Raw genomic sequence first — 20,469 nt, forward strand, 5'->3', positions numbered from 1 at the left:
TTTTCTGATGAAAACGAACCCCTAAAACGATTTCTGCTCAGACCAGACACTGTTTTTACTTCTACTCCAATTTATCTGAATTTAACATTAACGGTTGGTCACCATTAGTAATAATTACTTTTGTGTTGGGCGATGTAGATAATTTATTAAATGCTTCGATTGCCTTGAAGCGAATCAACAGCGGTGTTAATCCTTCCGCTATAATCTTTTGGGCATCTCTCACACCTTCAGCTTCTATGGTTCGGCGTCTTGCTTCCTGACGCTCTTTGTCAAGCACAAATTGCATTCTTTGGGCATCTTGCTCGGCTTCGAGTTTATCTTCGATGGCTTTGGTGAGGCCAGCTGGCAAAACAATGCTTTTCAATAAAACCGCTTCAATCACAAAACCTCGGTCTTTTAGTTGTGCCATCATCAAATCTTTTATTGATTTTTCGATACCTGCTCGTTGCCCTGTATGCATGTCTTTGGCAAAGTACTGCGAAGAAATATCTGCTACCGCCGAGCGAAAAACTGGTAAAATCACTACTTGTTCGTAATTTCTACCCAAATTTTCAATTACTTTAGGTGCGTAACTTCCTTCTAAGCGATATAATATTGAAACATCTGACTGAACAGTAAGACCTTCTTTTGATGGTAGAGGCAAACGTACCTCCATATTCATTGTGCGAGTTGGTAATTTTATGATAGTTGTAGTAAACGGATTAAAACCTCTTGCTCCTTCCATCAATGGTTCGGGTTTAATTTTACCAAACGAACGCTTCACACCTACTTCCCCCTGACGCACAATTGTACAACTTCCCAACAATAATCCAATTGCTGATATGAAGACGATAACTCTTGATTTCATGTTATTTCTAATTTTAGATTTAGTATGAATGCCTTCCTCTGAAGACATAACAAAGATAAAACACCAACATTAGGCTGGAATTAATCTAAAATTAGAAGTGGCTTAGAATTTTATTTGGGTAGTAAAAGCGTAAAAGTTGTACCTTCTGTTTCCGAAGACCTTACCTTGATTTCTCCCTTATGAAGTTGCACGATTCGGCGGGTAAGCGAAAGGCCAACGCCATGCCCTTTAGTATTGCGAGAATTTGAACCACGTTTGAAAGGCTCAAAAATTTGGTTGAGTTCGTTTGCAGGAATCACCGAGCCTTCGTTATGAAAATCAATGAGCAAAACTTGATTTTCTATCTTGATTTTTACTTCAACTGTGTGTGTAGGCGAAAACTTTGCACCGTTTTCTATCAAATTTATCAAAGCGGTGAAGAGTAAACCTTCATTACCTTTCACTTCGGGCATTAGTTCGGCACTATCATCTAAGCTAATCAATATCTGATAATCGGGGTTTTTCTTTAATAATTCGGTACGAATCTGCCAAATAACTTCCAATACATTAACCAATGTATGTTTAAATTTGGTATCATCGGCATCAATGCTTGTAAGATCTAAAAGATTATTAGTCAACTTGTTAAGTTGCTGTACATCATCCAAAACTGACTGAATCATGAGTTTCAAATCGACTGGATTATCATTGGCCAAAAGCGAAACTTGGATTTGCCCAGTAATGGCAGTGAGTGGGGTTCGTAACTCATGCGAAGCGTGGGAGACAAACGAACGTTGCGTCTGAAAAGCATGTTCGAGGCGGTCGAGCATTTGATTAAATCGAATAGAAAGCTGCTCTAACTCATCGGCTTTATTGCCTTCATCGAGTCTTAAATTCAGTTGAGAGGCACGAATTCTGTCTATTTTCTTAATCATCTGTTGAATCGGGAAGAGCATTCTTCGAGCAAAAATCCAACCAGTGATGGCACTGATACAAACCAAAAGCAATGCCGAAAAACCTAAGGTTAAGGCCAAATTTCGTTGTTTTTCTAAACCATATTTATCGACTGATGATGCCAAAACGATGTAATCTTTGCTATTGTTTTTTATAACAATTCCATACATTTCAAGGTCATTTTCTTCCCAAAAAAGCTCTTTTTGTTTTCTAATTTGATTCAGTAGTTCGTGTTTTAGATTGGGGCTATCAGAGCCACTTTCGTAGATTACTTTATCATCAATATCATAAATAATGATTTCTTCTTGATTGAGAGCCGTGACATTATTTTTATCCAAAAGTTTCAATAAATCAGGACTAATTTCATTTTTATTGAAAATAATAGTAGCTGCCGTAAGGGCTTCCTGACGAAGACGGGTTTTGTATTCTTTTTGGCGGTAAACTTCACTCTCGAAGTAAATTACCGCCGAAAAAACAAGCAATAAAACAGAAAAGATGCCCAAAAACAGCACCGCCATTCGTGTACGAATCGTCATTTATTTTTTAGCATATAGCCCATTCCTACAATCGTATGAATGAGCTTATTTGAAAACCCTTTATCAATTTTATTACGTAAATAATTGACATAAACTTCGATAAAATTTGTGCCAGTATCAAAATTTATATCCCACACTTTTTCGGCAATATCTACTTTCGATACTACCCTGCCTTTGTTTAGCATCAAATATTCGAGCAAACTAAATTCTTTGGCAGTAAGCTCCACAACCTTTCCCTCACGACGAGCAACTTTTTCTTTTAAATCTAACTCTAAATCGGCTTCTTTAAGTTTTTCGGAAGGTTGCTCTATTTCGATAGTTCGTTTGAGTAAGGCTTTTACTCTCACCAAAAGCTCCATAAAATCGAAGGGTTTTACCATGTAATCATCAGTGCCGACTTCAAAACCAGATAATTTATCGGCTACGCTTCCGAGAGCAGTTAGCATCAAAATCGGAATTTTAGTATTTTTCTGACGAACGTACTCACAAAATTCCAAACCACTCATATCGGGCAATCCAATATCGAGTATGATAAGATCGAACGAATCTTCTTCAAAAAAACGTTTGGCTTCATTCCCTGTTTCGGCAACCTCTGCTTCAAAATTTTGAGTTTGTAGGCCTTTTTTGATGAAAGTTGCTACTTTTACCTCATCTTCAACGATGAGTATTTTCTTATTTTCTATCATAGTCTTGTTGATGTTCTTGTTATTTCCGTTATGCTTTCTTGACGGTTTTCATCTGAATAATATCAACCAAAAATGCAAATGCCATCGAGAAGTAAATATATCCTTTCGGAATTTCAAAATGAAGCCCTTCGGCCAATAAAGATACGCCTATCATCATCAAAAAACACAGAGCAAGTATCTTAAACGAAGGATGTTTCCGAATAAATTCGCTGATTGGCTTTGAAGCTACCAACATAATGCCTACCGTAACAACAACTGCGGTGTACATCACCCAAAGTTGCTGCACCATTCCGACCGCCGTAATGATAGAGTCAATCGAAAACACCAAATCTAAAATAATGACTTCTGATAGGAGTTTAGAAAAGCTACTTTTTGCGGGTTCGGTGTGAGGTTTATCAGCATCGTCCTCGGTTTTATGATAAATTTCTTTGGTGCTTTTATAAACCAAAAAAAGTCCTCCTGCAATCAAAATTAATCCTTTTCCTGAAATATCTTTACCCATGACCGAAAAAAGCGTTTGGTCAAGTTTAAGTATCCACGATATAATACCGAGCAAAAGTAAACGCATGACCATTGCAAGGCCAATACCCCAGTAGCGTAATTTGTTTCGTTGGTTCTCTGGGAGTTTATCGGCCAGAATTGAAATAAAAATGATGTTATCAATTCCTAAAATTACTTCTAAGGCAATCAAGGATAGCAAAGGCACTATTATATCTAACATTTCTCTTCTATATTATTTTGTTTTATGCGTAAGATAAGAAAAAAGCAGTCGAATATCAACTGCTTTTTTGGCTACTCTAAACTAAAAACTGAACTTTTCCTATTATGATGGTACAAAGCTACAACACCTAAATTAGAACCAAGTTAAGCTCATATTAGAAAAGGCTTAGAATTTTGAAATTCTAAGCCTTTTTAGCAGAAATTATAATTATTTGGTCAGATATATCATTCAAAATCTAAGGGTATCGGGGTCTATTCGAGCATCTAAAACACTTAAAATTATTATATGCTCGTCCGTTACTTCATAATAACAAACGGTATTTTTATGTATAACACACCTTCTAACCCGCTCATTTTTAATTGATTTAGGATACATAAAAGGCATTTTCTCAATAAAAAGCAGTTTTTCTGAAAGATTTACCAAAAAATCAGTTTTAACTTGGTTTGAAAACTGTATTTTAAGAAAAGAAGCAATATGTTCTATATCTTCTTTAGCATTATCAGTAATAACAACTTCTCTCATTCAGCTATTAGTTTACCAATAAAATCGTTAGCCGATGAATATCTACCTGCATCAGCATCATCTAATCCTTTTTGAATACGTTCTTTAACATTGGGCGAGATTGAATCCCAAAAATCTCCTTTGGGTTTTACTTTCTCAAACGATATATCCATGTATTTCAAGAGACCTTCTAACACTTTTTCCTGCTCGCTATTGACTTCTAAAATTAATGTTGACATACTTTGAAAAGTTTAGTAATCAAATATATAGATTTTAAATATTTGTATCAAGAAAAACATCATACTATTTCTTCAAAATCCCTTCCAAAACCTTAATATCGCCATCAACTTTTGGTGGAGTAATTCCTAAAATTGCCGCTACGAACGGATAAACATGGATATTATCGAAAACAGGAATTTTTATACCCGCTTTGATGTTTGGCCCTTTGGCGTAGAAAATCGCTCCCATTTCAGGGGTTATGCTTGGGTCGAAACCATGAACACCCCAAACGGCACGAGTTTCGGGCTTTTTAGCTAACGATTCTTTTGAATAAATGCTGTATGCTGGCTCTACTACAAAAAATAAATCACCAATGCGAGGGTGAGTATTAAAATGCAGTTTTGCAGGAATTTCAGCCTTTTTATAAACCTTAAAGTGCGATTCTCTTGCTTTTACTACGTTGTAAATCGAGTCTTCTTTAGCTTTATTTTTCACAAAAATATTAGCGTGTGTGCTGTTATTCACGAAAATAAAATCGTCTTTCGGTAAACCTGCCAAAATATCTTCTTGGTAAATAAAATACTCTGGTTTGTTTTGCATTTCATACATTCCGTGGTCGGCTACTAAGATTACATTTACTGGCAAATCTATTTTCTTCAAACCTTCCACCAACATTCCAACTAAACTATCGGCTTCCATAACTGCTTCTTTGGTTTTCTGTCCGTTAGGGCCATATTCGTGGCCTTGCGTATCAACCATCGAAAAATAAATCGTCATCAAATGCGGGCGTTCGGCTTCGGGTAATTTCAACCAATCGAAGACGGCGTTTACACGGTTTTTGTGCGGCACGGCATCATCAAATCTATGATAATAACTCGGAAATTCTCCCTCAATGCGAGCTTCCGAACCCACCCAAAAATACGAAGCCGATTTCATACCGTTTTGCTGCACCAATTGCCAAAGCGGCAAACCACCATAATAATACGAGTCTTCGACCTTTGCTCGTTGACGAATCGAGTAAAAAGTATCTCGACCTTTATCATAGAAAGTATTATCCACCAAGCCATGATTGCCAGGGTAAAGCCCCGTGACAAGCGTATAATGATTCGGAAAAGTTTTACTCGGAAATGAAGGACGCATCATTTCGGCCGCTGCTCCTTGCTTGATAAACTCTTTGATATTGGGGGTATTGTATTTTTCTACGTAATCGTGGCGAAATCCATCAAACGAAACCATTACTATGTATGGTTTATTATTTTGAGCGAAAACTACAAAGTTTGGTATAAAGAACAGGAGTAAACAAAGGGTCTTTCTGAAGAATGAAAACATTTTTTGTTGTTAGTTAAAGATGAAAACAGAGGGTAAAATTATGGATTATCAACAAAATTTTAGCATTCTTTGAAAAAGGTTTTTGTAAAACACTCGTCAGTAATAAAATCAAGAATAGAATATTGTAAAACAATGAAAAAATTGTATTTAATTTGAGCATATTTTTTGACCAAAACCTCATGAAAAAACTCCTTCTACTTGGTATTCTTTGCTTAGTATTCATTTCTGTACAAGCTCAAAAACAAAAAGTAATCCTTGATTGCGATTTAGGCGATGACATTGACGATGCCTACGCCGTGGCATTAATGTTGTCCAGTACCGATAAATTTGAAATTTTGGGCATAACAACTTGCTACGGACGCACCAACGACCGTGCTGAATTAGCCTGCAAAATGCTCTATGAAACTGGTTTGGAACAGATTCCAGTAGCTATGGGACGAAATACTTCAAACATAGACGAACGTGCAAATTGGTACGCCGAGCAATATTATTGGTCGAAAGGGTTCAGTAAAGTCAAGCCGATTAAGCAATCAGGGGCAGATTTTATTATCGAACAACTACGCAAATATCCAAATGAAGTGATTTTATTTTCGGTTGGGCCAGTCACCAATATGAAAGATATTATTGAAAAAGACCCACAAGCATTGAAACTGGCCAAGAAAGTAATTGCGATGTTTGGTTCGTTTTATATTGGGTATAACGGTAGTCCAACCATCAACCCCGAATGGAATGTGAAAGTAGATATTGAAGCTTCTAAAAAGTTTGTTAATTCGGGAGCAAACATCGTTTATGCAGGGCTTGACATTACTGCTTTTGTGAAATGGGATAAAATGATGCAAGAAAGATTGCTTTACCGCCAAAGTCCACTTACCAATGCACTTTGTGGCCTCAAAACTCTCTGGTCGAATACGGCAACCCCTACTCTTTTTGATGCAGTAGCCATTGGAATGGCACTATACCCCGATTTATTCAAAACCGAAAAAGTTTTCATTGAAGTTGATGACAAAGGTTATACTCGCATGGATAAAACCAAAATACCCAATGCCGAAATTGGCGTGAGTATCAACACAGAAGAGTTTTTGAAGCGAATCATGGATGTTTATTTAAAACAGAATTTAGGAAGATGAAAGAAAATAGCCCCACCCTAAATCCCTCCCCGATGGAGAGGGACTTGAACAGAGGAAAAAATATATTCGTTATCGGGAGTTCAAATACTGATATGGTCGTAAAATCTGAGAAATTACCAGCTGCTGGGGAAACCATTCTTGGAGGTACGTTTCTGATGAATGCAGGCGGAAAAGGTGCAAATCAGGCAGTAGCTGCTGCAAAATTGGGTGCAGAGGTAACTTTTGTTAGTAAAGTTGGAGATGATATTTTCGGCAAACAAGCCATTCAAGGCTTTCAGAAAGAAGGGATTAATACTGATTTTGTGTTTACTGATGTAGAAAATCCTTCGGGCGTGGCTTTGATTTTGGTTGATGCCAAAGGCGAAAACAGCATTGCAGTAGCTTCGGGTGCAAATGGAAATTTGCAAATATCGGAAGTAGCAAAAGCGATTGAACGAATTTCGACGAATGACACGGTTTTACTGCAACTCGAAATTCCGATTCCGACCGTGGAATTTGCCATCAAAAAATGCTATGAAAGTGGTGCAAAAGTTATATTAAATCCAGCTCCAGCACAAATGCTCGACGAAACTGTTTTCCAGTATCTCGACATCATCACACCCAATGAAACCGAAGCTGAATTATTAACAGGAATAAAAGTTACAGACCTCGAAACTGCCGAACAAGCCGCTCTCAAATTCCACGAAAAAGGTGTAAAAAATGTCATTATTACGCTGGGTTCAAAAGGGGCATATTTACACAATTCGACTACCAATCGTTTAATTACTGCTCCTGTCGTTAAAGCTGTTGACACTACTGCCGCTGGCGATGTCTTCAACGGTGCTTTGGCGGTTGCACTCTCTGAAGGAAATGATTTAGAACAAGCAATTGAGTTTGCCTGCAAAGCAGCCGCCATTTCGGTTACTCGTATGGGAGCTCAAGCTTCTGCTCCTTTGCGGAGTGATGTATGTTAATTTTCAATGTCTTGGTTCTTGCCATTTGTTTACATAGTTTTGTGTAAACCTATTTCAGGACAAGACAATGAATACAAATAGAACAGAGGTTTTATTAGAAAAATGGAAAAGTGAAAATTCTAAAAACTTAAATGCGGGAATTAAACTTTTTCCTAAACATATTAGAGAAAAATTAGACCTTTCCATTTACTCTCTAAACATTCTTGAAGAGCATATTTTAAACGTTTTTACTTTAGACTCATTACCTTCGTTACAAACGGATAAAATGTTAGATTTTTGTGTGAGATACATTGGAGAAGTTTTAATAAAAAATTTAACAACTGCATATTGGGACATAAATATTGAAAAAGTCAATGGTAAAAAAAAATACCTTCCAATTATTTCTGGATTGATAGTTTCAGTCACGCCTATTACTGAAATTAAAAGGACTCTCTATTTTAATACCAAAGGCACTCTATACAAAAATATAAATGGTGAAGTTCAAGAAAATGGAGGTTATACTTATGTTTATGATAATAAAAATGTGTGTTTTGAAACATATGAAAACTTTATTTTAATAGGTCAATTTTCAAACTTCGATTTAGATAATTTTATAGATAGAGTTAAAAGAACCTTTTCTTCAAAAGAATTTGTAATAGAAGTTGAGGGAGAAATCATTTATATAAAAATAAAAAACTGGGTAGTTAAACTTTCAATAAATGAATCCTCATCAGTTCTTCAAGAATCTCAAGAAATGGCAGAAATGATACAAGACTCAGAAAAGCGAAAGCAAATATCTACTTGTTCAAAAAGAATAGAAATGATAGCTACTGAAGACCTGAATATGGACTATTTCAATGAACATCTTTATATTCTTGAAACTGTACAAGAGTTTACAGATGTTTTTATTTTTAATCCTCATAGTGGGTTTATGTAATCTGTATTCTTTGTAACCCCGCTCTGCGAAGAATATTTCTTCGCAGAGGCATTTTAACATCTCCTGATGTTAAACTATCTTAAGTTACAAACCAAAATAAACGATGCCGTTTCCGCCTCGTCAATCACGAGTGTTACTCTATTTCCTATCTTCAAATCAGCTTTAGAAACAAGCCCCATTGAATTTTTAATTGTAGTGCCATTGGTAAACTTAACAGTCTGCACAACGCCATCATTTCTTCTGATATTTAGTGAGCTATCTCCTACTTCAATTATCTGTCCTGTGCCACCAGTACCATTGCAAGGGTCATCGCCTTGTAACATAACATCTTTATTATCCGAATTTATATTCGTAGCATTTTTTCTAAAATTTATTGGCTGTTCCTTCGGATAAATGGCATATAAAATGGTGACACAGACCACAATAATAAGAATTGTGGCAGCAATTATGGCTTTGTAATTTTTTAATCGCACCCATTGTGCGACAATCAAAAAAGTCCAATAGCCAATCATCAGACCAAGTGCATTCAATATGATGTCGTCTATATCAAAAATGCCCACTCCTAATGCTACCTGCGGCAGTTCAATGCAAAAACCAGCGATAATGGCAATAATAAGCAAGCTTTTCCATTTCAAATTTGGGTAAATGCAAGGCACAAGAAAGCCAATTGGCACAAGTAATGCGATATTTCCGATTAAATTAACTCCCGCAATAATTAATCCTTTATGCCCCAAAAGATAAGGCAAAATGGTCTTGAAAGGCACAAAATTTGGTCCATGACCTGCATTTGTTCCCGAAAAATTCAACATGAGTTGGCCTATTCTAATAGTTGGCATATCCTTAAAGACCATAACCTTGATTAGGATTGCACAATAGATTATGAAAACAGATATTGAAAGTAATCGCTTCTTCATTGTTTTGTGAGTAAATGTTTCAAATTATTTGTCCAAAATTAATCTCTCAATAAAGCAAGAATAAAAGAATGTTCTGAAACCCTCAAAATTTGTGATGAATTTAGTATTTTAACAATTTATTTTTGTACATTAACCTTGTTTTACACGACAATAAAAAAAAACAATAACTCAACCTTAACATGAAAAACAAACTTTTACCCATTATTTTCTGCCTATTATCTACACTTACTTACGCTCAAAAGATGATTACTATGAGCAAAGAAAAGCTCAAAGATAAAATCATGGGTGGTTGGGCAGGCCAAACCATCGGCGTTACCTTCGGAGCTCCAGTTGAGTTCAAGTTCAACGGAACAATGATTAACGACTACCAAAAAATTCCTTGGTATGATGGCTTACTACAAAAGACAATGACCAATAATCCAGGAGTTTACGACGACCTTTACATGGATTTGACATTCGTAGAAGTATTCGAGCGTGAAGGTCTCGATGCTCCAGTAGAATCTCACGCTAAATCTTATGCCAATGCGGGTTATATGCTTTGGCATGCCAACCAAGCGGCTCGCTACAATATTTTGCAAGGAATCATGCCACCTGCTTCGGGGCATTGGCTCAACAATCCGCACGCCGATTGCATTGATTATCAGATAGAAGCTGATTTTGCGGGACTAATGTCGCCGGGAATGCCAAATACCGCCTCGAAAATTTCGGATAAAATTGGACATATCATGAACTACGGTGATGGCTGGTACGGTGGTGTCTATATCGGAGCAATGTATTCGCTGGCTTTGACATCGAATGACATCAATTATGTGGTAAACGAAGCCTTAAAGACAATTCCGAAGGAATCACAGTATTATAAATGTATTGCCGATGTGATAAAATGGCACAAAATGTATCCTGACAATTGGAAAAAAACTTGGTTTGAACTTCAACAAAAATGGACAAACGATATTGGCTGTCCAGACGGTGTTTTTGCTCCTTTCAATATTGATGCGACTATCAACTCAGCTTATGTTGTGTTGGGCTTACTCTACGGCAAAGGAGATTTTACCCAAACAATGGAAATCACTACTCGCTGCGGACAAGATGCGGACTGTAATCCATCTTCAGCAGGCGGAATTTTAGGGGCGATGTTGGGCTACAAGGCCATTCCCGAATACTGGAAATTGGGTTTAAAGGAAATCGAAGATATGGATTTTAAATACACTTCTACTTCTCTCAATGATGTGTATGAAATTGGCACAAAACACGCTATACAAAACATCGAGCGTAACGGTGGAAAAGTTTCGGGCGATATGATTACGATTAAAAGCCAACTACCAACCACCGTTAGATTTGAGGAGAGTTTCAAAGGACATTACCCACTCGATAAAAAATGGATTGGTAAAAATTTAGAAAACGAAATCGAATTAGATTTTGAAGGAAATGGCTTTGTAGTGAAAGGTGAAGCCAAACCACAAGAAGGCAGTTCATGGGACTCTAAAAGTGAAAAATTTGCTCAAATTGAAGTATATGTTGATGGAAAATTACACGAAACAGTCAAACTTCCTGTAAAATTCACTACTCGTCGCCACGAAATTTGCTGGAAATACGAACTAAGCGATGCACCTCATAAAGTAAAACTAAAATTACTCAACCCCGACCCCGAAGTGATTTGTTATTTATCGGAATTAGTATGGTATTCGAGCAAACCACAACAAAAAATGACCATCGGCACTTTTGGACCTTATAAGAAGAAATAGCTTCGGCTACGCTCAGCTACCGATTCAGCTTCAGCAACTTGGCCTCGGCTACGCTCGGCCACCACATAGTTTTTACTTTTGGTGGCTGAGCGTAGTCGAAGCTACCAAAAGCGAAGTCATCATAAAAGAAATTCCTCTAACCTAAACTCAACAAAACTATGTTCATCATTCAAGATTATACCCTCGCTGTTATATTTACGCTGGTCACGATGCTCTGCTGGGGTTCGTGGGCAAATACCCAAAAATTAACTTCTAAAGATTGGCGTTTTGAAGCCTTTTATTGGGACTATGTACTTGGTATTTTATTAATGTCTGTCATTTTTGCTTTTACTTTTGGAAGCATTGGTGAAGGTGGTAGAAGTTTCTTAGCTGATATACAACAAGCTGATAGTCAAAGTATTCAGTCGGCCATTATTGGTGGCGTTGTATTTAATGCCGCAAATATATTGTTGGTAGCAGCCATTACGATTGCAGGAATGTCAGTCGCATTTCCAGTAGGTATTGGCTTGGCCTTGGTCATTGGTGTGGTAGTCAATTATATTGATAATCCAGTGGGTGATAAAACCCTACTTTTTGGTGGAATGGCTTTAATTGTTTTAGCAATTTTACTAAACGCCAATGCTTACCGAAAAATGCAAAGCGGGCAAGGCAGCGTTTCGACCAAAGGTTTAGTTTTGTCAGTCGTGGCGGGTATTCTGATGGGTTATTTCTATAAATATGTGGCCGCATCAATGTTTCCTGATTTCAATGTTCCCGAAGCAGGAAAATTAAGTCCATATACTGCCGTTTTCTTTTTTGCGATTGGTGTTTTACTGAGTAATTTTTTATTCAATACTTTACTAATGAAACGCCCATTCGAGGGAAAACCTGTTAGTTATGCTGATTATTTTAATGGTTCATTCAAAAACCACTTGATGGGAGTTTTGGGTGGAATGATTTGGTGCAAAGGAATGTCTTTTAATATCATTGCTTCTGGAAAAGCTGGCCCTGCAATCTCTTATGGCTTAGGACAAGGAGCAACCATCGTGGCCGCAATTTGGGGAATTTATATCTGGAAAGAATTTAAAAACGCCCCTAAAGGCACCTCAACCATACTCAACATTATGCTTTTGTGCTATGTGATTGGTTTAGGAATGATAATCGCAGCGAGATAAAATTTTGAGTAAAAAGGTTCCCTTTGCAACAATTTTCAAAAAATCGTTGTTAAAATTTATGGGTCAAACAACTCAGAACTCATAACTCAGCATTCAGAACTCTTGAAACATCTCGCTTACCTCAATAAATACTTTCTGAAATACAAATGGTACTTGATTTTGGGTATCATTTTTACCATCGTTTCCAATCTTTTTGGCATTATTCCTGCCCAAATCGTGCGTCATGCACTCGATTTGGTGAAAGAAACGATTGATATTTATTTTCTCTACGATAATTCGCAGACCCAAAAATCCATGTACGATGTCTTCACGACCAGCATCGGTATTTATGGTTTATTGATTTTGGCGATGGCTATCTCGAAAGGTATATTTCTATTTGCCGTTCGTCAGACAATCATCGTGATGTCTCGCCACATTGAGTTTGATTTGAAAAATGAAATTTATGCTCATTATCAGAGCCTTCCGCTGAGTTTTTATCGTCAAAACAATACTGGTGATTTAATGGCACGTATTTCGGAAGATGTGAGTAAAGTAAGGATGTACGTCGGGCCATCGCTCATGTATTTGATGAATATGTTTGTGCTGGTTGTATTGGTTCTGAGCTATATGTTTTCGGTCAATACTCGTCTTACTTGGTGGGTTTTGTTGCCAATGCCAGTGCTTTCGGCCAGTATTTTTATGGTTAGTAGCACCATGAATAAACGTTCGGAAGAAATTCAGAAAAGCCTTTCTAAACTTTCAACGTTTGTGCAGGAAGCATTTTCTGGAATCAGAGTTTTGAAAGCATTTGCCCGTGAAGACGATTCAGCCAAACGATTTACGGCAGAAAGTGATGTTTATAAATCAAAATCATTGGCATTGACTCGTGTCGATGCTTTGTTTTCGCCAACAACGGCTTTATTGATTGGTTTAAGTACGGTACTGTGCGTATATGTGGGCGGACAAGAGATTATTGCAGGAAGATTAACACCAGGAAACGTAACGGAGTTTATCATGTACGTATTTATGCTCACTTGGCCGCTCATTGCTCTGGGTTGGACATCGAGCCAAATCCAGCGTGCAGCCGCTTCGCAGAAACGTATCAATGAGTTTTTACAGGTAAAATCCGAAATCGTTTCTACAAAAAATCTGACTACTCCAATCGAAGGAAATATCAGTTTCCGAAACATTGATTTTGTTTATCCCGATTCGGGCATTCAAGCACTCAAAAACTTTAATTTGGATATAAAATCGGGCGAATCAGTAGCTATTCTCGGCACGACGGGTTCTGGGAAAAGTACAATTGCGAACCTGATTGTGCGAATGTACGATACCACGAGCGGAGACATTCTCTTCGATGGTGTTTCGATAAAAGAATACAATGTTCAGTATTTACGTAGCCAAATGGGATATGTGCCGCAAGAAGTATTTTTATTTTCGGATACGATTATGAACAATGCCAAATTTGGCTCACCAAATATTACTGACGAACAAGTAATTCAAGCAACAAAAGATGCCGATTTATATCAAAACATCATGGATTTTCCTGAAAAATTTGATACAAAACTCGGAGAAAGAGGCATTACGCTCTCGGGTGGACAAAAACAAAGACTTTCGATTACTCGTGCAATTGCCCGTGAACCAAAGATTTTAATTCTCGATGACTGTCTTTCAGCTGTTGACACCAACACCGAAAATATTATCTTGAATAACCTCCAACGCATCATGCAAAACCGTACTTCGGTGATTATTTCTCACCGAGTTTCGTCGGCTAAACTGGCTGATAAAATCTTGGTTTTGGACAATGGAGAAGTTGTAGAACAAGGCACGCACGACGAACTTTACGAAAAAGGTGGAGCGTATCGTGAACTTTATGAAAAGCAGTTGCAGACAGAGGAGGTTTAGATTATGGTATAAAAAAAGGAAGTCTTCGCTTGAAGGGGGACGCCCAGTCCGAAGACTTCCTTAAACTTAGTCAGGGATAATCAATAACGTCTATTATAACGGTCATCGTAACGGCCACGATTGCCTCGACTAAAGTCTTCGTAAGTTACACGGTCGCCATCACGTTTTTCTCGATTTATCCAACGGTTCAAGACTGTCAAATCTTCCATTAAATCACGGCGTTCACGTGGGTCAAGCACACCATCACGTTTATAACGATTTTCTTTGTATTCGATTTGCTCTACTTCACGCAATAAACGTTTTGATTCACGAGATGTAATACGTCCACTTTCAATTCCCCAAGCAATTTGGCGGCGAGCCTCACGTTGATAACTATCAATTTTATCATAGCCACCTCTACCATAATTATCGTTTCTATCGTAGCGTCCATTGTCATTGCCACGTCGTCCGTAGGCATCATCATTGCGGTCATATCCTCTTTGTGCATTGGCCACGGCAGCACTTGCTACCAACATTGCCACAATCATTAGCTTTCTCATAGTCTTCTCGTTTTGTTTTTCTATTATTAAACTTCCTTAATTATTGGAATTTAATACTTAGATGCAAAACCTACTCGAAGGGTTTACTCGGCTTTTTGTTAATGATTGTTAATGCAATCTTAGGGTTTTATTCTCCGCTCGTTAGCACCTCAAAAGCTTGTTCAAATTCAATATTGCGTATATTCTTGAAATGCTCGTTATGAAAACTATCCAGCCTTTTCAAGATATTCACTATCATCGTTTTTTCGCTGGGCGTTAGTGTATCAAAAGCCATTCGGCCAACTTTATCCATGTAAGGCATACTTTCGGCCAACACTTGTAGCCCTTTTTCAGTGATTTTTACTCGCTTCGAGCGTTTATCATTTTCATCAGGAAATTCCTCTACCAAATCGGCGGCAATTAATCTTTTAATAATATCAATTCCCGACGGAAACTCCGACAACATTTCATAAATTAACTCACTCTTTTTTGGAGTCTTCAAATCCATCAACGAAATCAGATATATCCAATCTTCGATATTATTCAACGGAAAATGATTGAGTGCTTTTTTTGAATAAAGATTTGAATACTTCACTAATCTACCCAACAAACCCGCCAATTGTCCATTGACAGGCACGCTATGCCATTCTTCCAACGATTGCGTACTGTTTTCGGCCAAATATTTCACACAAAAATCAGCAATACTCATCTCTGGATTTTCATCTTCATACTTCGACCAAAGATTTACTAATTCTACTATTTTCTTACTCATCACAAAATCTTTTATATACTACTAAACAAAATTAAACTTACTTTGTTTTCATAATAAATGACAAACAAATCTACATAATAAAATATGTTTTCAAAATAAATTTTCAATTTTTCTTTTTTATTACTTTGAAAACATAATATATTTGCATCATAATTAATGTTTTTATTACAGAAACATAAAATAAATCAACAAAAATGATTGCGGAATTAAAAGAAGTTGGGAAACACTATAAAGTAGGCGACCAAACGATTGTTGCTCTTCAACCCACCTCGCTCAAACTCAACGAAGGTGAATTGATGCTCATCATCGGGCCATCGGGTTCGGGAAAAACCACCCTATTATCGCTGTTGGGGTGCGTGATTTACCCTTCGTTTGGCAATTTATGGGTAGATGGAAAATACATTAACGACCTCAAAACCAATGAGTTGGCCAAACTCCGCCTTGATACTATCGGTTTTGTGTTTCAAAGTTTCAATCTGCTTGCCCCGCTCAATGCCGAAGACAACGTGGCTTTTCCATTGAAATTACAAGGAGTTTCGGGCGGAGAAATTAAGAAAAGAGTCGAAAAAGCCTTAGAAATTGTAGGAATGACCAACCGCCGAAAAAACCTACCGAAAGAACTTTCAGGTGGCCAGCAACAACGAATTGCCATCGCAAGGGCTTTGGTGACAAACCCAAAATTGATTCTTTGCGATGAACCAACCGCTTCACTCGATAAAGATTCGCTATCAGTTGTGATGAATGAACTCCGCAACTTAGCTCGACAAGGCAAGTCGGTGGCAGTCGTGACGCACGACCCACGCCTACAAGAGTACGCCGACCGTGTAGTTGAAGTAAAAAACGGAATCGCCACCGAAATTTTTAATCAACCAATTCAATGATAAAACATTTACTCATTCAAATCAGATTCGTCAAAAATCAGAAAATAGCATTTAAAAGCATGAAAAATTACATTATTTCTATTCTTACAATGGCAGTGTTGGCTTCTTGCGGCACTAAAGAAGACAAAGAAGCCGCCGAAAAAGCCAAAGCCGATTCGCTCGCCAAAGTTCCTACTACCAATAATCGCATTTTGGGCGTTGCTCGCATCGAACCAGAAGATGGTATCCTAAATTTTACGGCAGGAACAAGCGGGAAAGTTTTGGCGGTTTTAATCAAAGAAAACCAAATCGTGCAAAAAGGACAAAGTTTACTTACGATTGAAAATAGCCTCGAAAACGCCCAACTTGCTCAGTCAGAAAGCAAAATAGCTACGCAAAAAGCAGCTATTGCCGTCAATCAGGTCAATCTGGAAGCAGCCAAAGTTAGTCTAAAAAATGCTCGTGACACCTACGAGCGAAACCTCCGCTTGTTTGAAGGAAATGCTCAAACCAAACAGGCCGTTGACGATAGCAAAGCTACGGTTGATAGATTGATAAAAGATGTAGAAATGGCAGCCGCCAACATTGAGCAATCGAAGAGCCGAATCAGTGAATTACAGGCCGATATAAATTATTTCCGAACCGCTGTAAATCAGAAAAAAGTGGATGCCTTGGTTTCGGGAAAGGTGCTGAAGGTTGCCGTAAAAACGGGCGATTATGTAACAAATACTACCCAAATTGCCGAATTTGCTCCAACTGGCTCATTAATCGCTAAGACGGAAGTGGATGAATTGTATGCCGAAAAAATTCAACTCGGACAAAAAGCACTTATCATTTCGCAAACAACGGGCGATACTCTTGCCAATGGTTCGGTAAGTTACGCCGCCGATTATTTGAAACAAAAATCGCTTTTCAAAGACCAATCAACTGAGCAAGAAGACCGCCGTGTGCGTGATGTTTCGATTCGTTTGGAATCAGGCAAAATGCCACTCATCGGTAGCCGAGTTGATTGTGTGATTTTATTGAAATAAAGTCAAAATTGAAGATTAAAGATTACAAATTAGGGATTGTTGATTTTACAAATCGCTATAAATAATTTTCAATCGCATAGACATCTTTAATTCGATGGAAATTACCCCGTTAGGGGTTAGATATTGGTAGAAAAATCACAACCTACCAATAACACGACCCCATCAGGGTCGAACAATAAGCAGACTTTTCATTTTACACAATATTAATGAGCGATTCGGAAGAATCGCCCCACAGAATATGTTAAAAGAAGCATTCAAATTTATGTGGTACGACAAGACCAAAATGTTTGGAATCTTGTTTGGTATCATCCTGTCGGTCTTTCTGATTGGACAGCAAATCGGCATTTGTTTTTCGTTGCTCAATAGCACTATTTCGTTGGCAAAATTTAACCAAAACTACATTTGGGTAGTGAGCGATAAAAGCCAGCAAGTCAGCGATTTACCCCTACTCGATATGCGAATTTATCGAGAACTCATGAGCATCAATGGCGTAAAAAAAGTCAATCAGTTGATTGTGGGTGGTGGAAGTGCAAAGTTTAGCAACGGCACAAAAACCAGCATCACGATGATTGGTACACAAGCACCATCGTATGCAGGTGGGCCGTGGAAATTTGCCTTTGGCAACCTCCAAGACCTCCAACAAGAAGGGGCAGTCATTGGCGATTCTTATGACCCGATTCAAGGAAAAAATATCAAACTTGGCGACCATTTTGAATACAATGGTAATCGTGTGGTGTTAGTCGGACAAACCAAAGGAGCAAAAGGTTTGGGCGTAGCTTACGGATTTACGACTGTTGACCGTGCCAGAAAACTCTGTAAAATTCCAACGACCAAAGCATCAGCCTTTTTGGTTGAATGGGAAAACGGAGCTTCGGTCGAGCAGGTAATTCGAGCTATTAATAAAGAAATTCCAGGCGTAAAAGCCCGTGATGGAAAAACATTTACCGACGAAAGTCTCAAATACTTTGCTCTCAATAGCGGAATTGTGGCCTCTTTTGGGCTTTTGGTTGTCTTTGCCATCATAACTGGTTTTGCAATTGTTGGACTTACGATGTTTTCGGCCGTAAACGACCGCATCAAAGATTATGGCACAATCAAGGCCATCGGCGGAACAAACGGAGTTATCAGAGGCCTGATTCTTTGGCAAGCAACTATCTATTCGATTGTGGGTTTTGCGGTGGCATATTTTCTACTCTTTGGTTTTGTGCAGGCCACCAAAAAGAATCTTGATATTCAGATTACGCCCGAACTCACGGTTTTCTTGGTCATAGTTACGCTTTTTATTGCCGTTTTGGGAAGTCTTTTGGCCATGCGAAAAATAACCAAACTCGAACCTGCCGCAGTTTTTAGGTCGTAAGCAAAGCTTTTTAGCACCAAAACTTCACAGTTTTATGGTTGTTTTTTTCCGTTTTAGGCAGAAAAAAAAAATTCTTCTAAATAAGGTGTTTAGATTTGAAAAAATTACAAAATACATGAAAAAGAACATTGTTAGATTGATTACATATTCGATTGTTTTGGTGCAAACACTTCCAGTTTTTGCTCAGAAAATCACACTCAATGAAGCGATTCAGAGAGGCATCGAAAATCGGATTGAGCTGAAAACTCAGGCATTAAATATTCAGATTGCCAATAGCGAAAACGATAAAATCAAGGCCAAATGGCTACCGCAAGTTAGTGCCAACGGCGATGTGCGATGGAATACCCAACTCCAAACTACGGTTTTACCTTTTGCTTTGCCAGGTTCGAGCGAATCACAAACGATTGTGCGTTTGGGGCGTCCGTTCAATAATACTTTTGCTTTGCAAGCTGAGCAGAAAGTGTATGATGCCAACAAAAAAATCGACCGTTTGGTGAATGATACCCAAACCGAAGCTCAGAAAAACACACTTGAGCAACAAAAAATTAATCTCAAACAAAGCATTACGGAGGCTTATTTTTCGGCAGTTTTCAATAAAGAAAAATTACGTTTATCGGAAATTGCTTTGCAAAGAGCCAATGCCTATCTGGAAGCCGCTCAGGTAAAATTTGAGCAGGGAACGATTCTAAAAAATGATTTAGATAAATTTTCGCTTGATGTTAGCAATGCGAAACTCGCCCAAACTAAAAACGTACAAGATTATGAATTAAGCTTAGTTACGCTTCAATATCAGTTGAATACCAACGATAAAGCCGAGCCAGCCGAAGATTTAACATCGATTCTAAATTATTCTCAAATCGTTGATAACCAATCGAATACCGACAAACGAACCGAAGTAAAAGCTGAAGAAATTAACCTTCGATTGAACGAACTGAACCTACAAAAACAAAAAACAAGAAATTTGCCAACGGTTTCGGCTTACGGAAATTATTCGGCATTTCAGATTGCCGATACTTTCAATCCGTTTGCAAGTGGAACTTGGTTTACGGCCAATTATGTAGGAATTCGTGCGAATATTCCTATTTTCGATGGCAAACAAGCCAAACTTTCGAGTCAAGATTTTTTGGTTCGTCAGAAAATCAATCAGCTAAATATGGAGCGTTTGAGAAATGATTTCAATTACGAATCTAAAAGTACGTGGAATACGTTGCAACAATCGAAACTCAATTTGGAAGAAGCCAAGAAAAACATCACGCTCGCTCAACAAATTTTAGAAACCGATAAATTCAGATTTGAGAAAGGCGTAATCGTGATTTCAGACCTAAAAAACTCTGAATATTCATTACAAAACGCTGAAAATCAATACCTAAGTAGCATTTATAATTTCTTGGTGGCAAGTGTAAGATACAAAAAAGCGAGTGGGAATTTGTGAGATTAGTTCAAAACTTGATTCTTTTATAAAATGTTCTTAA

At 37.8% G+C, this 20,469-nt stretch carries 20 protein-coding genes; 10 read left to right on the top strand and 10 right to left on the bottom strand.

The genetic code is table 11. The features are described 5' to 3' along the window. Nucleotides 1-61 precede the first annotated feature (61 nt). The 7 genes from ABR854_RS21680 to ABR854_RS21710 form a co-directional block, all read right to left on the bottom strand. Nucleotides 62-847, bottom strand: coding sequence for a prohibitin family protein (locus ABR854_RS21680; protein WP_350267947.1), 786 nt, complete (start codon nt 845-847; stop codon nt 62-64). 110 nt (nt 848-957) lie between these two features. Then, nucleotides 958-2,313 carry a HAMP domain-containing sensor histidine kinase gene (locus ABR854_RS21685; protein ID WP_350267948.1) on the bottom strand — a complete coding sequence of 452 codons (1,356 nt, stop codon included), beginning with the start codon at nt 2,311-2,313 and terminating at the stop codon, nt 958-960. Further along, a complete protein-coding gene (locus tag ABR854_RS21690; protein ID WP_305951906.1) occupies nt 2,310-2,999 on the bottom strand; it encodes a response regulator transcription factor in 690 nt (229 codons plus the stop codon). Before ABR854_RS21690 ends, ABR854_RS21685 begins: the two co-directional genes overlap by 4 nt. Nucleotides 3,000-3,027: 28 nt before the next feature. Then, nucleotides 3,028-3,720 (bottom strand): TerC family protein, encoded by a 693-nt coding sequence (locus tag ABR854_RS21695; protein WP_350267949.1) that lies wholly within the window; start codon nt 3,718-3,720, stop codon nt 3,028-3,030. Nucleotides 3,721-3,948: 228 nt separating this feature from the next. Then, nucleotides 3,949-4,242, bottom strand: a complete 294-nt coding sequence (locus ABR854_RS21700; RefSeq protein WP_350267950.1) for a type II toxin-antitoxin system RelE/ParE family toxin — start codon at nt 4,240-4,242, stop codon at nt 3,949-3,951. Further along, entirely contained in the window at nt 4,239-4,460 is a 222-nt protein-coding gene (locus ABR854_RS21705) for a hypothetical protein (protein ID WP_350267951.1), read from the bottom strand. Before ABR854_RS21705 ends, ABR854_RS21700 begins: the two co-directional genes overlap by 4 nt. A gap of 64 nt (nt 4,461-4,524) precedes the next feature. After that, nucleotides 4,525-5,769 (bottom strand): alkaline phosphatase family protein, encoded by a 1,245-nt coding sequence (locus ABR854_RS21710; RefSeq protein ID WP_350267952.1) that lies wholly within the window; start codon nt 5,767-5,769, stop codon nt 4,525-4,527. A 179-nt stretch (nt 5,770-5,948) separates the two neighbouring features. Here ABR854_RS21710 and ABR854_RS21715 point away from each other — a divergent pair, with 179 nt between their 5' ends. The 3 genes from ABR854_RS21715 to ABR854_RS21725 all read left to right on the top strand — a co-directional run bounded on the left by ABR854_RS21715 (nt 5,949) and on the right by ABR854_RS21725 (nt 8,765). Further along, nucleotides 5,949-6,896, top strand: a complete 948-nt coding sequence (locus ABR854_RS21715) for a nucleoside hydrolase (protein WP_350267953.1) — start codon at nt 5,949-5,951, stop codon at nt 6,894-6,896. A gap of 32 nt (nt 6,897-6,928) precedes the next feature. After that, on the top strand, nt 6,929-7,849 hold the full coding sequence (gene rbsK, locus ABR854_RS21720) for a ribokinase (RefSeq protein ID WP_350267954.1): 921 nt from the start codon (nt 6,929-6,931) through the stop codon (nt 7,847-7,849). Between the two features lie 67 nt (nt 7,850-7,916). Continuing rightward, nucleotides 7,917-8,765 (top strand): hypothetical protein, encoded by an 849-nt coding sequence (locus tag ABR854_RS21725; RefSeq protein ID WP_350267955.1) that lies wholly within the window; start codon nt 7,917-7,919, stop codon nt 8,763-8,765. Between the two features lie 74 nt (nt 8,766-8,839). On the opposite strand, the gene ABR854_RS21730 is transcribed toward ABR854_RS21725, so the two are convergent. Beyond that, nucleotides 8,840-9,679, bottom strand: a complete 840-nt coding sequence (locus ABR854_RS21730; RefSeq protein WP_350267956.1) for a VanZ family protein — start codon at nt 9,677-9,679, stop codon at nt 8,840-8,842. 179 nt (nt 9,680-9,858) lie between these two features. Here ABR854_RS21730 and ABR854_RS21735 point away from each other — a divergent pair, with 179 nt between their 5' ends. The 3 genes from ABR854_RS21735 to ABR854_RS21745 all read left to right on the top strand — a co-directional run bounded on the left by ABR854_RS21735 (nt 9,859) and on the right by ABR854_RS21745 (nt 14,459). Then, nucleotides 9,859-11,421 (top strand): ADP-ribosylglycohydrolase family protein, encoded by a 1,563-nt coding sequence (locus ABR854_RS21735; protein ID WP_350267957.1) that lies wholly within the window; start codon nt 9,859-9,861, stop codon nt 11,419-11,421. 158 nt (nt 11,422-11,579) lie between these two features. Then, nucleotides 11,580-12,575, top strand: coding sequence for a GRP family sugar transporter (locus ABR854_RS21740; protein WP_350267958.1), 996 nt, complete (start codon nt 11,580-11,582; stop codon nt 12,573-12,575). 102 nt (nt 12,576-12,677) lie between these two features. Then, nucleotides 12,678-14,459 carry an ABC transporter ATP-binding protein gene (locus ABR854_RS21745; protein ID WP_350267959.1) on the top strand — a complete coding sequence of 594 codons (1,782 nt, stop codon included), beginning with the start codon at nt 12,678-12,680 and terminating at the stop codon, nt 14,457-14,459. 80 nt (nt 14,460-14,539) lie between these two features. Here the strand turns inward: ABR854_RS21745 and ABR854_RS21750 are convergent, their stop codons facing one another. Further along, nucleotides 14,540-14,998, bottom strand: coding sequence for a hypothetical protein (locus ABR854_RS21750; RefSeq protein WP_350267960.1), 459 nt, complete (start codon nt 14,996-14,998; stop codon nt 14,540-14,542). Between the two features lie 127 nt (nt 14,999-15,125). Next, nucleotides 15,126-15,749, bottom strand: a complete 624-nt coding sequence (locus ABR854_RS21755; protein WP_350267961.1) for a MarR family winged helix-turn-helix transcriptional regulator — start codon at nt 15,747-15,749, stop codon at nt 15,126-15,128. A gap of 194 nt (nt 15,750-15,943) precedes the next feature. On the opposite strand from ABR854_RS21755, the gene ABR854_RS21760 reads away from it, so the two are divergent. From ABR854_RS21760 to ABR854_RS21775, 4 genes are all read left to right on the top strand, one after another. Beyond that, nucleotides 15,944-16,630 (top strand): ABC transporter ATP-binding protein, encoded by a 687-nt coding sequence (locus tag ABR854_RS21760; protein ID WP_350267962.1) that lies wholly within the window; start codon nt 15,944-15,946, stop codon nt 16,628-16,630. 59 nt (nt 16,631-16,689) lie between these two features. Then, entirely contained in the window at nt 16,690-17,640 is a 951-nt protein-coding gene (locus ABR854_RS21765) for an HlyD family secretion protein (RefSeq protein WP_350267963.1), read from the top strand. Between the two features lie 238 nt (nt 17,641-17,878). Beyond that, the gene (locus ABR854_RS21770) at nt 17,879-18,997 is read left to right on the top strand and encodes an ABC transporter permease (protein WP_350267964.1); all 1,119 of its coding nucleotides are present in this window, start codon (nt 17,879-17,881) and stop codon (nt 18,995-18,997) included. A 115-nt stretch (nt 18,998-19,112) separates the two neighbouring features. Further along, nucleotides 19,113-20,429 (top strand): TolC family protein, encoded by a 1,317-nt coding sequence (locus tag ABR854_RS21775; RefSeq protein ID WP_350267965.1) that lies wholly within the window; start codon nt 19,113-19,115, stop codon nt 20,427-20,429. The last annotated feature ends 40 nt before the right edge of the window (nt 20,430-20,469 follow it).

The sequence above is a fragment of the Emticicia sp. W12TSBA100-4 genome, from assembly GCF_040253585.1.
GTDB lineage: Bacteria > Bacteroidota > Bacteroidia > Cytophagales > Spirosomataceae > Emticicia.

What these genes read in the sequence shown, in the direction of transcription:
- ABR854_RS21680 (WP_350267947.1), bottom strand. Translation starts at nt 847, where the DNA reads ATGAAATCAAGAGTTATCGTCTTCATATCAGCAATTGGATTATTGTTG.
- ABR854_RS21685 (WP_350267948.1), bottom strand. Translation starts at nt 2,313, where the DNA reads ATGACGATTCGTACACGAATGGCGGTGCTGTTTTTGGGCATCTTTTCT.
- ABR854_RS21690 (WP_305951906.1), bottom strand. Translation starts at nt 2,999, where the DNA reads ATGATAGAAAATAAGAAAATACTCATCGTTGAAGATGAGGTAAAAGTA.
- ABR854_RS21695 (WP_350267949.1), bottom strand. Translation starts at nt 3,720, where the DNA reads ATGTTAGATATAATAGTGCCTTTGCTATCCTTGATTGCCTTAGAAGTA.
- ABR854_RS21700 (WP_350267950.1), bottom strand. Translation starts at nt 4,242, where the DNA reads ATGAGAGAAGTTGTTATTACTGATAATGCTAAAGAAGATATAGAACAT.
- ABR854_RS21705 (WP_350267951.1), bottom strand. Translation starts at nt 4,460, where the DNA reads ATGTCAACATTAATTTTAGAAGTCAATAGCGAGCAGGAAAAAGTGTTA.
- ABR854_RS21710 (WP_350267952.1), bottom strand. Translation starts at nt 5,769, where the DNA reads ATGTTTTCATTCTTCAGAAAGACCCTTTGTTTACTCCTGTTCTTTATA.
- ABR854_RS21715 (WP_350267953.1), top strand. Translation starts at nt 5,949, where the DNA reads ATGAAAAAACTCCTTCTACTTGGTATTCTTTGCTTAGTATTCATTTCT.
- rbsK (WP_350267954.1), top strand. Translation starts at nt 6,929, where the DNA reads ATGGAGAGGGACTTGAACAGAGGAAAAAATATATTCGTTATCGGGAGT.
- ABR854_RS21725 (WP_350267955.1), top strand. Translation starts at nt 7,917, where the DNA reads ATGAATACAAATAGAACAGAGGTTTTATTAGAAAAATGGAAAAGTGAA.
- ABR854_RS21730 (WP_350267956.1), bottom strand. Translation starts at nt 9,679, where the DNA reads ATGAAGAAGCGATTACTTTCAATATCTGTTTTCATAATCTATTGTGCA.
- ABR854_RS21735 (WP_350267957.1), top strand. Translation starts at nt 9,859, where the DNA reads ATGAAAAACAAACTTTTACCCATTATTTTCTGCCTATTATCTACACTT.
- ABR854_RS21740 (WP_350267958.1), top strand. Translation starts at nt 11,580, where the DNA reads ATGTTCATCATTCAAGATTATACCCTCGCTGTTATATTTACGCTGGTC.
- ABR854_RS21750 (WP_350267960.1), bottom strand. Translation starts at nt 14,998, where the DNA reads ATGAGAAAGCTAATGATTGTGGCAATGTTGGTAGCAAGTGCTGCCGTG.
- ABR854_RS21755 (WP_350267961.1), bottom strand. Translation starts at nt 15,749, where the DNA reads ATGAGTAAGAAAATAGTAGAATTAGTAAATCTTTGGTCGAAGTATGAA.
- ABR854_RS21760 (WP_350267962.1), top strand. Translation starts at nt 15,944, where the DNA reads ATGATTGCGGAATTAAAAGAAGTTGGGAAACACTATAAAGTAGGCGAC.
- ABR854_RS21765 (WP_350267963.1), top strand. Translation starts at nt 16,690, where the DNA reads ATGAAAAATTACATTATTTCTATTCTTACAATGGCAGTGTTGGCTTCT.
- ABR854_RS21770 (WP_350267964.1), top strand. Translation starts at nt 17,879, where the DNA reads ATGTTAAAAGAAGCATTCAAATTTATGTGGTACGACAAGACCAAAATG.
- ABR854_RS21775 (WP_350267965.1), top strand. Translation starts at nt 19,113, where the DNA reads ATGAAAAAGAACATTGTTAGATTGATTACATATTCGATTGTTTTGGTG.